A 13,020-nucleotide genomic window follows, 5' to 3' on the forward strand; every position below is an offset into this window, starting at 1 on the left:
AGTCCGCGCCATGATCGCGCTGCTCTATGGCATTGTCATCGTCCTGATCGCATCGATCGTCGCGCTGGCGTTGTACGCTGCCTTCGTTGCCCGGCGAGTGGAAGCGATCGTTCCGCCGCTCGGCAATTTTCTCGAAATCGGCAACGCGCGCCTGCACTACGTCGATCGCGGCAGCGGCCCGGTCGTCGTGCTCATGCACGGCCTCGGCGGAAACCTGCGCAACTTCCATGCCTTGATCGATCGGCTTGTCGAGGGCCATCGCGTGATCGCGGTGGATCGTCCGGGCTGCGGCTACTCGACAATGGCATCGGGCGCGCAACCCAACCTGTTCGAGCAGGCGGCCATTGTCGTCGCCTTTATGCGCGCTCTGAATTTACAGCGCCCGCTTCTGGTCGGACATTCGCTCGGTGGCGCGCTTGCGTTGGCGCTCGCCCTCGACCATCCGGACAGCATCCGCGCTTTGGTGTTGATCTCTCCAGCCAGCCACGAGGTCCACGACGTCCCGGCCGCGTTCAAGGGTCTGGAGATCGACTCGCCGCTGCTGCGCCGGGCGATCGCCTGGACTCTCGCCGCCCCGCTCGGCCAGCTCGGCCACGAGGCGACGCTCAGGGCCGTGTTCGCGCCGGAGCGACCCACGGCGGACTTCGACACGGTCGGCGGCGGCGCACTCGGTGCGCGCCCCGGTAACTTTATCGCGGCCTCGACCGATATGGTGGCGCTGCCCGGCGCACTCGCGGTGATGACTCCGCACTACCCGTCGTTGTCCCTGCCGCTCGATGTCGTCTTCGGCAGAAGCGATCCCATTTGCCCCGTCGCCGTGCACGGCAAACCGCTGGCCGACGCGGTGCCGGGCGCCGAGCTGCATCTGCTGCCCGGCGGCCATATGATCCCGATAACGCAGGCCGACGCGGTCGCGCGATTGATCGCAACTGCCGCCGCGGCCGGGTCCGCCAGGCCCGAAACCTTGGAAAACCCTGCCCTACGGACGGCTTAACCGCCGCTCTCGGGCGGCTCAAAACCGCCAGTCCGTACGGGGACACGCGCGGGCGGCTGCGGTAGACTTGGTTCACGTGGACAAGATTTAGGGGCGTTTTCGTCGATGGCCAGACAGTCCATCCGTTCGGGTGGCACAAAACAGCGCCTGTTGGAGGCAGCGGAATTGTTGTTCATCGAATACGGATTCGATGCGATGTCGCTGCGCCAAATCACGATGGAAGCCGGCGCGAATCTCGCCGCGGTGAACTATCACTTCGGCACCAAGGAAGCCCTGGTGCACGAGCTTCTGTCGAGCCGCCTCGACCGCCTTAACGAAGAACGCCTGCAGTTGCTTTCCGACTGCGAACAGCGCAGCGAAGGGCGACCGCTCGATGTGTCCCTCGTACTCAGCGTGCTGTTCGTGCCGGGCCTGCGGCTTACCCGCAACAACGTCGGCGGCCCGACGTTCATGCGTCTGCTCGGCCGCGTCTACAGCGATCCGTCGCCGTTTATTCGCGACTATCTCGTCGACCACTACAAGCCGATCTACGGCCGTTTCTTCGAAGCATTTGCACGCTCGCTGCCGCAGGTGCCGCGCCATGAACTCGGCATGCGCCTGCAGTTCAGCCTCAAGGCGCTTTCCGGCATGCTCGCGAGCGAAAACATCGACGAGCTGGTTTCCGCGATCTGCATCGGCGAAGAAATCAGCGACACGCTGATGCTCGCCCGCCTGATCGCTTTCATCTCCCCGGTGCTGACGACACCGTTCGGACAGACGCAGGAAATCACCTCGGTCAAGCACGTGATGGATCTCGCCGATGCTGCCGCCGCGGTCGTCGATGCGCGCACGCAAACACGAGCGAGCAATCGACACGGTGCACGGAAACCGAATTCCGGCCTGACGTCCTGACGGGCGACACCGGAAACCTTCGCGGAAACTCAGCCGCGAAATTTGCTGAGCACACCCAACTCTGTAGCGCAGACGTCCGCTGCGCCCCTGCCCTTCACCGTGGGCGTTTCATCGTGCGCACCTAAAGCCATGCGCCGTGCGGCCTGCGCATTGTCATTTACAGTCTGTTGCGTATGCAAATGCGTAGACCGATTCGCCCCCCTATACTCCTGCCGCCCGTTCCGCTGCGACCGCCGAGCATGAGGCACTTCCTAGACCCGCTTCGACATATGTGCAACGACCGCCGGCATGGGCGGCGAACGAGGGCCGCCGCGGCGACCGCACGTTCGACGTAGTACCCCTTCCCGCAAGGCAAACTACCAAGGAGTCGTGTGATGAAGAGAAGCATCAAAGCATGGGCGCTGACTTTCGCTTTCATAATCGGATTGACCGGTTCGGCCTACGCGCAGGTATCCGTTTTGCCGCCCGACCAGGATCCGTGGTACACGCCACCCGCAGGCTACGAATCGCTGCCGAACGGCGGATTCATCCGCGACCGCCAGATCAACGCGATGTATCTGGCGCCGCTGTACTCGACCGACGTGCTCACCTGGCTCGGCACTGAGGCGCAGAAATTCGCCCCGTACATCACGATCCTGCAGAACCTCAAGATCAATGCGTACCAAGTTCTGTACAAATCGGTCGACAGCCATAACCAGCCGACGACCGGCGTGGCGACGATTCTCGTGCCGCAGGGCCCGTGGCAAGGCAACGGTACCCGGCCGCTGATTTCGTACGGTGTCGAAGAAGACTCTCCGCACATTCGCTGTGCGCCTTCCTATCAGGCACGGACCGGCTTGTTGAACGGCCAGTTGGCCGCCTCGCAGTTCGCGATCGCGCTGGCCCTGCCGGCACTGGCGTACGGCTACGCTCTCGTAGTTCCGGACTACGAAGGACCGCAGTCGCAATGGATAGCCGGCCCGCAGGCAGGACACTCCACGCTCGACGCCATCCGCGCCACGCTCGCCTACGCACCGGCCGGACTGAACGCAGGCACGCAGGTCGGGATCATGGGCTATTCGGGCGGCGGCAGTTCATCCGGCTGGGCGACCGCGCTGGCCGCGAGTTACGCGCCGGAGTTGAACATCGTCGGCGCGACGATCGGCGCGGGCTCCAACAACGACGTTGCGCAAATGTATACCAACAACGACGGCAAGATCACCGACGGCCTCATCGTCATGGCGATCAACGGCCTAGCCCGTGCGTTCCCCGAGTCGGGCATCAACGACTACATGAACGTGTTCGGCAAAGCGCTCGTGGCCAGCGCGAGCACCTCGTGCACAATCGACGGCGTCATCAAGTATGCGTTCGCCGGACCTTTGGAGAATTACACGATCGCGCCGTGGGTAACGGTGCCGCAGTCCGCGCCCGGCAAGTACATTTTCGGAATCAATAGTCTGGTCAATCAGGGCTACTCGCCGAACTTCCCGGTGCTCATCTACAACGATTCGTTCGACGAACTCGTGCCGCCGAAAGCGAGCAACGATCTCGCCAAGCAATGGTGCGCGGCCGGCGCCAATGTGCAGATCATGCGCACGGCGACACCGACGCCGTTCGTTGCCCTCGTGCACGTCGCCGGCGCGATCGAAGGCGTTCTGCCGGCCTACAACTTCCTGACCAATCGTTTCAACGGCGCCGCCTCGCGCAACGACTGCAGCAACCAGTCCGCCTGGAGCACCGATTTGTCGCTGTTCCTGAAACTGCCCTATCACCCGTTCGATACGCAATGATGCCGACGGCGGGGCCGCGATTCGTCGCGGCCCCGCGCACTTTCACACATCAGCTTCGGGGCACGCGCATCAAACGTCGTTGCTGGTCAGCCCGGGCGTGGACAGCACGAGCGCCTTGACCGCTTCGTAGTAGCGCACGTAGCCGGTGCAGCGGCACAGATGCGGTTCGAGTGCGGCCGAGATCGTTTCTTCGACCTTCGCTTTTGCGACCGGCTGTTTCTTCAGGCGCTCGACGAGCACGGTCGCGGCGTTGACGAAACCGGGCGTGCAATAGCCACACTGAAAACTGTAGTGTTCGAGGAAAGCCTGCTGCACGAGCGAAGGCGCGGTCACGTCGCCTTTCGCGTTGCACTGCGCATGCCCTTCGACCGTGCGCACCGCCTTGCCGTCGAAGAAATGCGCGCCAGTGATGCAGGTGCGCACTTCCTGCGAACCCTCGGCCGTGTCGAGGATCAACGTGCAGGCATGGCAAAGACCGAGTCCGCAACAAAGCCGCGATCCGGTGAGACCGAGGTATTCGTGAAGGAAATCGATCATCATCAATCCGTCCGGCACGTCGATCGGGCCGACTTTGCGGCCGTTGACGGTCAGACTCAACGAGCGCATCGGCAGGCTCATGCCAGGACCCCGCGAATTTTCTCCGGCGTCACCGGCAGTTCGCTGAAGCGATGGCCGGTCGCATGCGCGATGCCGTTCACGAGTGCAGCGACGATCGGAATCATCACCACTTCGGCAATGCCCTTCGGCGCATCGTTCGCCGATAGCGGCGGCAGGATCTCCGCCGTCTGCGTCCACACGGCGACATCGCTCGCGCGCGGCAGACGATAGCGGTTGAAGTTCCAGCTGCCGTTGCCCGGGCCATCTTCATAAAGCGGCAGATATTCGTGCAGCGCGTGGCCGATGCCCATTGCGAGACCGCCCTGCAATTGGCCCGACACGAGCTGCGGCACGATCGGTACGCCGCACTCCATGATCGAATGATGCGCCAGCAGCTCGACCTTGCCGCTGGCGATTTCGACCGCGACCTCAACGAGCGTGCCGATCGCGCTGTAGCGGGTGACGATCGGGTTGTTGCGCTGGGCCGGCGGGTACTCGACCGCTCTGCGTTCGAGCAGATGGAAACCGTTCGGTGTCTTCATCATCGCCTTCTTCGCCGCCGGTGCACCGGCACCGTAGCGCAGGGCAAGACCGTCGATCGGCGCGCGCACGCGCTGGCCCGCGATGTCCCATTCGGACTCGGCCCATTGCCAACGGTTGAACACATGCACGACCGTACCGGTCACGCCGCCCTGCGCGTGCGCCTTCTTCGCCAGCTCGGCGAGCGCGAGCGGCCGCATGCCGGCACAGCTCAGCTTGCCATCGACCCAACGCGCATCCTCGGACCGCAGCGACGGCCGCGAAGCACGGCCGCCGCCCCACAACGCCAGCGCCGCGGGCCACAGGCCGTGCTCGAAGATCAGGCGCGCCGCCGCGTCGGTGGCGTGCGAGTAGTAATAGGCGGAATTGCTCGCATCGGACGGCGAACAATACAGCGGGGTCCAACGCGGATTCGTCGCTGCGCGGTCGCTATCGGCCTCGTTCAGCGCGTGCGCATCACCGCTACTGACCATCGGCAGATCGGTCCAGTCGGTGACCGAGAAATTCGCTGCATCGGCCGGGCGCCCGAGCCGGCGCGCACAGACGACCGCCTGCGAGGTCGACATGCCGGTGCCGATCTCGGTGCCAACATGCCAGAGCGCGATGCGCCCGTCTGGCGCGATTTCGACGCGCGCGAACGCGGATTGCGCGCCGGTGCCGAAACTCTTTTGCGCGCAGCCGAAGCCGACGCCATAGCGCCAGCCCGGACGCGTCGCCTCGTACTCTTTCTTGCGTTCGGCGCGGCGCATCCACAGTGGGTGCACGCGCGCTTTCTCGAGTACTTCGCCGGCGCGCATCGCGTCGGTCGGGATCGCGCCCTGCGCATTCTTCATCCCGCCCTGAAGCACGTTGCGCAGGCGGAATTCGATCGGATCGAGTCCGAGTTCGGCGGCGATCGCGTCCATCGCCATATCCGTCGCGGCCATGCTCTGCAGACCGCCGAAACCACGCGCGGAACCGGCGTCGATCGCATGCGAGGCAATTGCCACCGCGGCCAGATCGCTCTTCGGAAAATAATAGATCGACTGCGCCTCGGCCGCGGCGGCCTTCAACACCGCCGGCGTGAGGTTGCAGCGGCCGCCCCCGTTCGCCTCGAACGTGCCCTGGAACGATTGCAGCAGGCCGCTCTTGCGGTCGACCGCGATACGGTAGCGCATGCGGAATGCGTGGCGCTTGAGCGAGGTCTGGAAGTGTTCGTAGCGGTCGTTGGCCAGGCGCACTGGACGGCCGTCTCCATAGAGCGCTGCGACGATGCCGTAGAACGGAAAGTTGCTGCGGATTTTCGAACCGAAGCCGACCGTCGAGCACGGATGCAGGAACAGCTTGTCGATCTTCATCGCGGCTTTCGCCAGCATCTCGCCAGCGCTGTCGAGGACTTCGTGCGGCGATTGCGCCGGCACGACCAGATGCAACGCGCGATTCGCCGCGTCGTACCAGCCGTTCGCGTTGTCGGCCTCGAACGCCGATGTATCGATCGATTGCGTCGCGTACTCGCGCTCGTGCACGAACCACTCGGCCGGCGGCCAGTCGAGTTCGGCGCCGATGTGCGCGGCGTGGTCCATGCCGGCCTGTTCGAGCTTGCCCTTGGCGTTCGCCTCGGGCCAGACCGGATCGTGCTTGCGATAGCCGGCCGGAAAAATCGGCATGTCCTTCAGGCTCGAATAGATATCGTCCGCATACGGCGTCTCGCCGCCGACGCGCACGAAACGGAATGTGGACCACGGATCGCGCGCGATCGGGCCGGTGATCTCGCCGTAGCGGATCGTGTCCTCGCGCAGCCTGAGTTTGTTCTTGGCGAAACGGAAACGCGCGAAATCGCGGTAGATCAGGATCGCCACGGCATGGCCGAGATAAGCCGCCGTCTTGCCGCGCGGCAGCAGCATGTCTTCGCCGTAGAACTTCGGAAACGCCAGGCCGTCGCGCGCGATGTCTTCGGCGGTGACGACGCGGTCGGGTTTCAGCTCGTCCCCGAGCGCGGAAAGATCGAAACCCTGATAGGCGCGGTCTGCCTTCGTCGTGCGCAGCACGAAAGCATGCCCCTGCTGCTGCGGCCAGTGCGGCATGTCGCGGGCACGGATGTCGCGGGCGAAAATCTTCGCACCGGTCGCCTTGGCGAGACCGTCGATGCGGAATTTCGCAGTACCATCCGCGCCATTCCAAGCGAGCGGCGTCAGCAACCGTTCTTCGAACAGCGCAGCGAAGGCCGGGCTGCCGAGCGGCGCGAGATAGACGCTGACTCCGGCGAGGACCGAAGCCTTGAGGAAGCCACGCCGTTCGGCGTCGAAGTTCCGCATGCCCTACCCCGACAATCTAATGTCTTCGCGTTTCCGCCCCACGACGCGGAAGCCACACCCGGAAGCTCCACGCTAACCGATGGGATCGCCGGATTTATGACACGCCGGCACAGTTCACCGCATGGCGGCGAAATCAGCGCCGGCAATCATGTTGAAGCCGTTCCCGCAGCGGCTATTTCGCTGCGTTCGCGCAGAACTTGTCGAAGGCTTCCGCGCTGTTGTCGAAGGCCTTCTCTTTCGCCAGTTCCCACGGTCGCTCGCATTTGTTCGTCGCGGCGCACCAGGTATAGCCTGCGGACGGAATGCAGCCGTGAGCGTCGCGATCCGAACCGGGCGGCTGCGACGGCGGTGCCGGCAGCAGCGCCGGTGAGGCCTTTTCGGCCTGCGTCGGTTTCGCGGCATCCGGACTGGACTGTGAGCAGGCCGCGAGCGCGGCGATCAACAACAAGCCTGCGAGAGATCTGCGGTACATCTGCGTCTCCTACCGGGGTGAGTGTGCGCCGCCACGCTTGCGCACGATCAGCATTGCGATTTCGAGCGACTGCTCGTAGTTCAAGCGCGGGTCGACAGTGGACTTGTAGGCGCGTGCGAGATCGGTTTCGGTCAGGTCGCGCGCACCGCCGAGACACTCGGTGACGTTCTCGCCGGTCAGTTCCAGATGCACGCCGCCGAGCCGCGTGCCGCAAGCGGCGTGGATATCGAAAGCATGATCGAGTTCGGCACGGATGTTCTCGAAGCGCCGGGTCTTCACTCCGCTCGGCAAGGTTTCGCCGTTGCCGTGCATCGGATCGCAGCACCAGAGCACACGCTTGCCTTCGGCTTTGACCGCCTTGAGATGCTGCGGCAGTTCGGCTTCGACCTTGGCCGCACCCATGCGTGTGATCAAGGTCAGGCGGCCCGGTTCGTTGTGCGGATCGAGCGCGTCGATGGTACGCAGCAGTTGGTCCGGCTTCACGCCGGGACCGACTTTCAGGCCCATCGGGTTGCGGATACCGCGGCAATATTCGACGTGCGCGCCGTCGAGCTGGGCGGTGCGCATGCCGATCCACGGGAAATGCGTCGACAGGTTGAACCAGCCCGGGTTGCGCGGCACCTGCCGCGTCTGCGCCGCCTCGTAGTGCAAGAGCAATGCTTCGTGCGAGGTATAGAAATCCACTTTCTGATACGACGGCGACTCACCGGCGAGTGTCTCCATGAAACGCACCGACTCGCCGATCGACTCGACCATGCGCTGGTACTCGTCCTGCAGCGGAGAGTGTTTGACCCAGGCAAGATCCCAATACTCGGGGTGATGCAGATCGGCAAAGCCGCCGTCAATCAGCGCGCGCACGAAGTTCATGGTCAACGCGGAGCGCGAATGCGCATCGATCAGGCGCATCGGATTCGGCTCGCGCGCGACCGCGGTGAACTCCGGACCGTTGACGATATCGCCGCGATAGCACGGCAAGGTCACGCCGTCGCGCGTTTCAGTGTCGGCGGAACGCGGTTTGGCGTATTGGCCGGCAAAGCGGCCGACGCGCACGACCGGCAGTTTCAGTCCGTGCACGAGCACGAGGCTCATCTGCAGCAGGACCTTCAATCGATTCGAGATGATCGGCGAGGTGCAGTCGGCGAAGCTCTCGGCACAATCTCCGCCCTGCAGCAGGAAGCCTCGCCCTTCGCTCGCTTCGGCCAGTTTGCGCTTGAGCGCGAGCACCTCCCACGACGTGACCAGCGGCGGCAGTTCGCGCAATTGGCCGACGGCGCGATCGAGCGCGGCTGCGTCGGCGTAGGCCGGCTGCTGCACGGCGGTACGTGCCTGCCACGACGACGGCTTCCAATCGTCCGGCTGGGGTGTTGTTGCTTCGCGGATTGTCGCCGCCATGGTTCTGTCGCCGATCGAGGAGGGGCTGAGCATCATGCCAGATCGGACGGCAGAACTTTAGCGGACCGCCGTAGCGGTGGCGGTGATAGCGTCACCGGAGCTGCTTGCCCAACCCGACAACTAGCCGCGACGAACGCCGCGGCTTGCCCGGAACTTAGCGCTTGCGGAATCCCGCCCACACGGCGCCGGCGCCGAGGGCGACGAACGAAACCAGGGTCCAGAACGGCATGGCGAAGCCGAGGAAGGTCCAGTTGATCTCGGCGCAGTCGGCGTGGCCGGTAAACGCCTGCTGGATCGTCTTGCTCCAGGCGTATTTCAACGAATAGTTCTGCACCCAGTAGTTCCAGCCCGGCGCGCATCCGGCGAGCGGATTCGGCGGCTGCTGCTGCACCCACAAATGGTAGCCCGCGATGGCAATGCCGGCGCAAGCACCGAGCAGCACCAGCAAGGCGTAGTTACGACGCCCCGTAGCTTTCGGATTGTGCAGAGCGCCGATCAGGAAGAAGACGCCCATGGCGATGACCGCGATGCGCTGGAAGATGCACAGCGGGCAAGGCTCGATGCCGAGGTCGAACTGCACGTAGTAAGCGTAGCCGAGCAGAGCCGCGCAGACGATGAATCCGGCGAAGTACTGGGCTCGGTAGGACCAGGCGAAAGGATTGAGCATGGACGACTCCGGAATGATGTCCCTCGAAAGACCGCCAGCGTCCCGCGATGTTCCGCTGACCATAAAAAAAGCCCCGACGCGGACGCCGGGGCTTTTCGTATTTTCGTTGCCGTGGTGCTTATTCTTCGGTCGCGGCCGCATCCGCGCGCGGGCGGTCGACCAGTTCGACGTAGGCCATCGGCGCGTTGTCGCCGACGCGGTTGCCGCACTTGAGGATGCGCGTATAGCCGCCCTTGCGCTCGCGGTAACGCGGGCCGAGTTCGACGAAGAGCTTGCCGACGGCGACCTTGTCGCGCAGACGCGCGAACGCGAGGCGGCGGTTGGCGACGCTGTCGACCTTGGCCAGCGTGATCAGCGGCTCGGCGACGCGGCGCAGTTCCTTGGCCTTCGGCAGCGTGGTCTTGATCAGCTCGTGCTTGATGATCGACGCGGCCATGTTCTTGAACATCGCTTCGCGATGCGAGCTGGTGCGATTGAGCTTGCGGCCCGATTTCATGTGACGCATAAATTTTTCCTCTGTCTGTTGTTATGGAAACTCGCCGATCTACGATCGAGCTCCGCGGATTAAACCGCTTGTTATGTATATCGTTTCGGCTTAGCGGCGCCGAATACCGCTTTACAGGGATTCGAGATCCGGATTCGTGATTCGCAGAGCGAGGCCCTTCCAAATCTCGAATCGCAAATCCCGAATCTCCGTCTTACATCAATTCATCTGCATACCGTGCTGCAGGCCCGACGGCGGCCAATTCTCGAGCTTCATGCCGAGCGAGAGGCCGCGCGTGAACAGTACGTCCTTGATCTCGGTCAGCGACTTCTTGCCGAGGTTCGGCGTCTTCAGCAGCTCGACTTCGGTGCGCTGCACGAGGTCGCCGATGTAGTAGATGCTCTCGGCCTTCAGGCAGTTCGCCGAACGCACGGTGAGTTCGAGATCGTCGATCGGACGCAGCAGCACCGGATCGACGCCGGCCTTGTCGGTCTTCGCTTCGGCGGTCTCGCGGCGGGTGAAGTCGCCGAAGATCGTGAGCTGGTCGAGCAGCGTTTCCGCGGCCTTGCGCACGGCTTCTTCCGCTTCGACCGTACCGTTGGTCTCGATGTCGAGCACGAGCTTGTCGAGGTCGGTGCGCTGTTCAACGCGCGCGCTGTCGACTTCGTACGCCACGCGGCGGACCGGGCAGAACGACGCGTCGAGCTGCAGGCGGCCGATCGGACGGCTTTCATCGTCAGGACGGCGGCGCGAGGTGGCCGGCTGGTAGCCGATGCCGCGCGCGACCTTCAGGCGCATGTTCAGCGCGATGTCCTTGGTCAGATGGCAGATCACGTGTTCGGGATTGACGATCTCGACGTTGTGGTCGACCTTGATGTCGGCGGCCGTGACCACGCCCTTGCCCTTCTTCGCGAGGGTCAGAGTGGTTTCGTCGAGGTTGTGCAGGCGCAGGGCGACGTCCTTGAGGTTGAGCAGGACTTCGATCACGTCTTCCTGCAGACCTTCGAGCGTCGTGTATTCGTGCAGCACGCCGTCAATTTCGACTTCGACGATCGCGGCGCCAGGAATGGACGACAGTAGAACGCGACGCAGCGCGTTACCGAGCGTATGGCCGAAGCCCCGCTCCAGAGGTTCGACCGAAACCTTGGCGCGGTTTGCGCCAAGTTGTTCTACATGCAGGCCGCGCGGGCGCAGGATGGTAGTAGGCGAATTTGCCATGAACTACGCTCTCCGTAAGGTGTGAGGGAATGCGACTATGTTTGTGCAAAATGCGGTGCTTTCAAGCTCACCGCAGAGCGTGCCGGGATGCCCCCGGCGCGCTGTGATAACGTCAATTACTTCGAGTACAACTCGACGATCAGCGACTCGTTGATGTCGCTCGGCAGGTCCGAACGCTCCGGCAGCGCCTTGAGCGTACCGGCGAACTTGTTCGCGTCGACTTCGAGCCAGCCCGGAGCGAGATCCATTTCCTGCGACAGGGTCAGCGCTTCCTTGATGCGCAACTGGCTGCGCGACTTCTCGGTGACCGTGATCTGGTCGCCCGCCTTGACCGCGTAGGACGGCAGGTTGACCTTCTTGCCGTTGACTTCGATCGACTTGTGCGCAACCAACTGGCGCGCCTGGGCGCGCGTCACCGCGAAACCCATGCGATAGACGATGTTGTCGAGACGCGCTTCGAGCGCGCGCAACAGGTTCTCGCCGGTGTTGCCCTTGGTCTTCGAAGCCTTGACGTAGTAGTTGCTGAACTGACGCTCGAGCAGACCGTAAATGCGCTTGACCTTCTGCTTCTCGCGCAGCTGCACCGCGTAGTCCGACAGACGCGACTTCTTCGCGCCGCCGGCGCCGTGCTGGCCGGGCTTCTGCTCGAGCTTGCACTTCGAGTCGAGGGCGCGCGCAGCGCTCTTGAGACTGAGGTCGGCGCCTTCGCGGCGCGCGAGCTTACAGGTGGGACCGATATAACGTGCCATGAAATTCTTCTCTTCTTTGCGAGTCCGGCCACACGTGGCCGATTCTGTGATTTTAGCGATCGGTCGATCGCATCAGACTCTGGTGGTTAGACGCGGCGCTTCTTGGGAGGACGGCAGCCGTTGTGCGGGATCGGAGTGACGTCGATGATGTTGGTCACCTTCACGCCGATGTTGTTAAGCGAACGCACGGCCGATTCGCGACCCGGGCCCGGGCCCTTGATGCGCACTTCAGCCGTCTTCACGCCGTATTCCTGCGCGACGCGGCCGGCCTTCTCCGCCGCAACCTGGGCGGCGAACGGGGTCGACTTGCGCGAACCGCGGAAACCCGCGCCGCCCGCGGTCGCCCACGACAGCGCGTTGCCCTGGCGATCGGTGATCGTCACGACGGTGTTGTTGAACGAAGCCTGCACGTGGACGATCGCGTCGGTGACGACGCGCTTGGCTTTCTTCTTGGTCTTGGAAGCGACCGGCTTATTCATGAGTCAAGGTTTCCTGATTAATTCTTCTTGATCGCGCGGCGCGGACCCTTGCGCGTACGCGCATTGGTACGCGTGCGCTGACCGCGCACGGGCAGGCCGCGACGATGGCGCAGGCCACGGTACGTACCGAGGTCCATCAGGCGCTTGATACTCATGCCGACTTCGCGGCGCAGGTCGCCTTCGACCACGAACTTGCCGACTTCGGCACGGAGCTTCTCGACCTCGGCCTCGGTCAGCGACTTGATCTTGGTCGCCGGATTCACGCCGGCGGACACACAGATCTGCTTCGACCGCGTGCGGCCGACACCGTAAATGCTTTGCAGTCCGATCACGACGTGCTTCTGGACCGGCAGGTTGACACCCGCAATACGCGCCATCTTTATATCTCCAAAACGGGTCAGAGCGCCCTCGGGCGCAGTGAACTGGTAATTCTAACTGGTTTTTCACTTTACCGGAAGCCCAACCGGCCGCCGA

General features: G+C 63.7%; 13 protein-coding genes. 3 read left to right on the forward strand and 10 right to left on the reverse strand.

All coding sequences use genetic code 11. From position 1 onward, the window contains the following. Positions 1 to 10 precede the first annotated feature (10 nt). From FFS30_RS21495 to FFS30_RS21505, 3 genes are all read left to right on the forward strand, one after another. Positions 11 to 994, forward strand: a complete 984-nt coding sequence (locus tag FFS30_RS21495; RefSeq protein ID WP_137915260.1) for an alpha/beta fold hydrolase — start codon at positions 11 to 13, stop codon at positions 992 to 994. A gap of 105 nt (positions 995 to 1,099) precedes the next feature. Continuing rightward, complete coding sequence (locus FFS30_RS21500; protein ID WP_137915261.1) at positions 1,100 to 1,885, forward strand: TetR/AcrR family transcriptional regulator; 786 nt, start codon at positions 1,100 to 1,102, stop codon at positions 1,883 to 1,885. Positions 1,886 to 2,259: 374 nt separating this feature from the next. After that, the gene (locus tag FFS30_RS21505; protein ID WP_137915262.1) at positions 2,260 to 3,654 is read left to right on the forward strand and encodes a lipase family protein; all 1,395 of its coding nucleotides are present in this window, start codon (positions 2,260 to 2,262) and stop codon (positions 3,652 to 3,654) included. Between the two features lie 69 nt (positions 3,655 to 3,723). Here the strand turns inward: FFS30_RS21505 and FFS30_RS21510 are convergent, their stop codons facing one another. From FFS30_RS21510 to rpsM, 10 genes are all read right to left on the reverse strand, one after another. Next, complete coding sequence (locus FFS30_RS21510) at positions 3,724 to 4,272, reverse strand: (2Fe-2S)-binding protein (protein WP_137915263.1); 549 nt, start codon at positions 4,270 to 4,272, stop codon at positions 3,724 to 3,726. Further along, the gene (locus tag FFS30_RS21515; protein ID WP_137915264.1) at positions 4,269 to 7,085 is read right to left on the reverse strand and encodes a molybdopterin cofactor-binding domain-containing protein; all 2,817 of its coding nucleotides are present in this window, start codon (positions 7,083 to 7,085) and stop codon (positions 4,269 to 4,271) included. The genes FFS30_RS21510 and FFS30_RS21515 overlap by 4 nt, the downstream gene beginning before the upstream one ends. A 172-nt stretch (positions 7,086 to 7,257) precedes the next feature. Further along, positions 7,258 to 7,557: a hypothetical protein gene (locus FFS30_RS21520; protein WP_137915265.1), complete on the reverse strand. Its 300-nt coding sequence runs from the start codon at positions 7,555 to 7,557 to the stop codon at positions 7,258 to 7,260. Between the two features lie 9 nt (positions 7,558 to 7,566). Then, positions 7,567 to 8,949 carry a 3-deoxy-7-phosphoheptulonate synthase class II gene (locus tag FFS30_RS21525; protein WP_137915421.1) on the reverse strand — a complete coding sequence of 461 codons (1,383 nt, stop codon included), beginning with the start codon at positions 8,947 to 8,949 and terminating at the stop codon, positions 7,567 to 7,569. Between the two features lie 154 nt (positions 8,950 to 9,103). After that, positions 9,104 to 9,616, reverse strand: coding sequence for a disulfide bond formation protein B (locus FFS30_RS21530; RefSeq protein WP_137915266.1), 513 nt, complete (start codon positions 9,614 to 9,616; stop codon positions 9,104 to 9,106). A gap of 118 nt (positions 9,617 to 9,734) precedes the next feature. Then, a complete protein-coding gene (rplQ, locus tag FFS30_RS21535; protein WP_137915267.1) occupies positions 9,735 to 10,121 on the reverse strand; it encodes a 50S ribosomal protein L17 in 387 nt (128 codons plus the stop codon). Positions 10,122 to 10,319: 198 nt separating this feature from the next. After that, a complete protein-coding gene (gene rpoA / locus FFS30_RS21540) occupies positions 10,320 to 11,318 on the reverse strand; it encodes a DNA-directed RNA polymerase subunit alpha (RefSeq protein ID WP_137915268.1) in 999 nt (332 codons plus the stop codon). A gap of 116 nt (positions 11,319 to 11,434) precedes the next feature. Continuing rightward, a complete protein-coding gene (gene rpsD / locus FFS30_RS21545) occupies positions 11,435 to 12,067 on the reverse strand; it encodes a 30S ribosomal protein S4 (RefSeq protein ID WP_137915269.1) in 633 nt (210 codons plus the stop codon). Between the two features lie 86 nt (positions 12,068 to 12,153). Continuing rightward, a complete protein-coding gene (rpsK, locus tag FFS30_RS21550; protein WP_137915270.1) occupies positions 12,154 to 12,546 on the reverse strand; it encodes a 30S ribosomal protein S11 in 393 nt (130 codons plus the stop codon). Positions 12,547 to 12,563: 17 nt separating this feature from the next. Further along, the gene (gene rpsM, locus FFS30_RS21555; RefSeq protein WP_137915271.1) at positions 12,564 to 12,923 is read right to left on the reverse strand and encodes a 30S ribosomal protein S13; all 360 of its coding nucleotides are present in this window, start codon (positions 12,921 to 12,923) and stop codon (positions 12,564 to 12,566) included. Positions 12,924 to 13,020: the final 97 nt, after the last annotated feature.

The organism is Rudaea sp. 3F27F6 (assembly GCF_005503555.1).
In the GTDB taxonomy this organism is placed as follows: Bacteria; Pseudomonadota; Gammaproteobacteria; order Xanthomonadales; family Rhodanobacteraceae; genus Rudaea.

What these genes read in the sequence shown, in the direction of transcription:
- FFS30_RS21495 (WP_137915260.1), top strand. Translation starts at nt 11, where the DNA reads ATGATCGCGCTGCTCTATGGCATTGTCATCGTCCTGATCGCATCGATC.
- FFS30_RS21500 (WP_137915261.1), top strand. Translation starts at nt 1,100, where the DNA reads ATGGCCAGACAGTCCATCCGTTCGGGTGGCACAAAACAGCGCCTGTTG.
- FFS30_RS21505 (WP_137915262.1), top strand. Translation starts at nt 2,260, where the DNA reads ATGAAGAGAAGCATCAAAGCATGGGCGCTGACTTTCGCTTTCATAATC.
- FFS30_RS21510 (WP_137915263.1), bottom strand. Translation starts at nt 4,272, where the DNA reads ATGAGCCTGCCGATGCGCTCGTTGAGTCTGACCGTCAACGGCCGCAAA.
- FFS30_RS21515 (WP_137915264.1), bottom strand. Translation starts at nt 7,085, where the DNA reads ATGCGGAACTTCGACGCCGAACGGCGTGGCTTCCTCAAGGCTTCGGTC.
- FFS30_RS21520 (WP_137915265.1), bottom strand. Translation starts at nt 7,557, where the DNA reads ATGTACCGCAGATCTCTCGCAGGCTTGTTGTTGATCGCCGCGCTCGCG.
- FFS30_RS21525 (WP_137915421.1), bottom strand. Translation starts at nt 8,949, where the DNA reads ATGGCGGCGACAATCCGCGAAGCAACAACACCCCAGCCGGACGATTGG.
- FFS30_RS21530 (WP_137915266.1), bottom strand. Translation starts at nt 9,616, where the DNA reads ATGCTCAATCCTTTCGCCTGGTCCTACCGAGCCCAGTACTTCGCCGGA.
- rplQ (WP_137915267.1), bottom strand. Translation starts at nt 10,121, where the DNA reads ATGCGTCACATGAAATCGGGCCGCAAGCTCAATCGCACCAGCTCGCAT.
- rpoA (WP_137915268.1), bottom strand. Translation starts at nt 11,318, where the DNA reads ATGGCAAATTCGCCTACTACCATCCTGCGCCCGCGCGGCCTGCATGTA.
- rpsD (WP_137915269.1), bottom strand. Translation starts at nt 12,067, where the DNA reads ATGGCACGTTATATCGGTCCCACCTGTAAGCTCGCGCGCCGCGAAGGC.
- rpsK (WP_137915270.1), bottom strand. Translation starts at nt 12,546, where the DNA reads ATGAATAAGCCGGTCGCTTCCAAGACCAAGAAGAAAGCCAAGCGCGTC.
- rpsM (WP_137915271.1), bottom strand. Translation starts at nt 12,923, where the DNA reads ATGGCGCGTATTGCGGGTGTCAACCTGCCGGTCCAGAAGCACGTCGTG.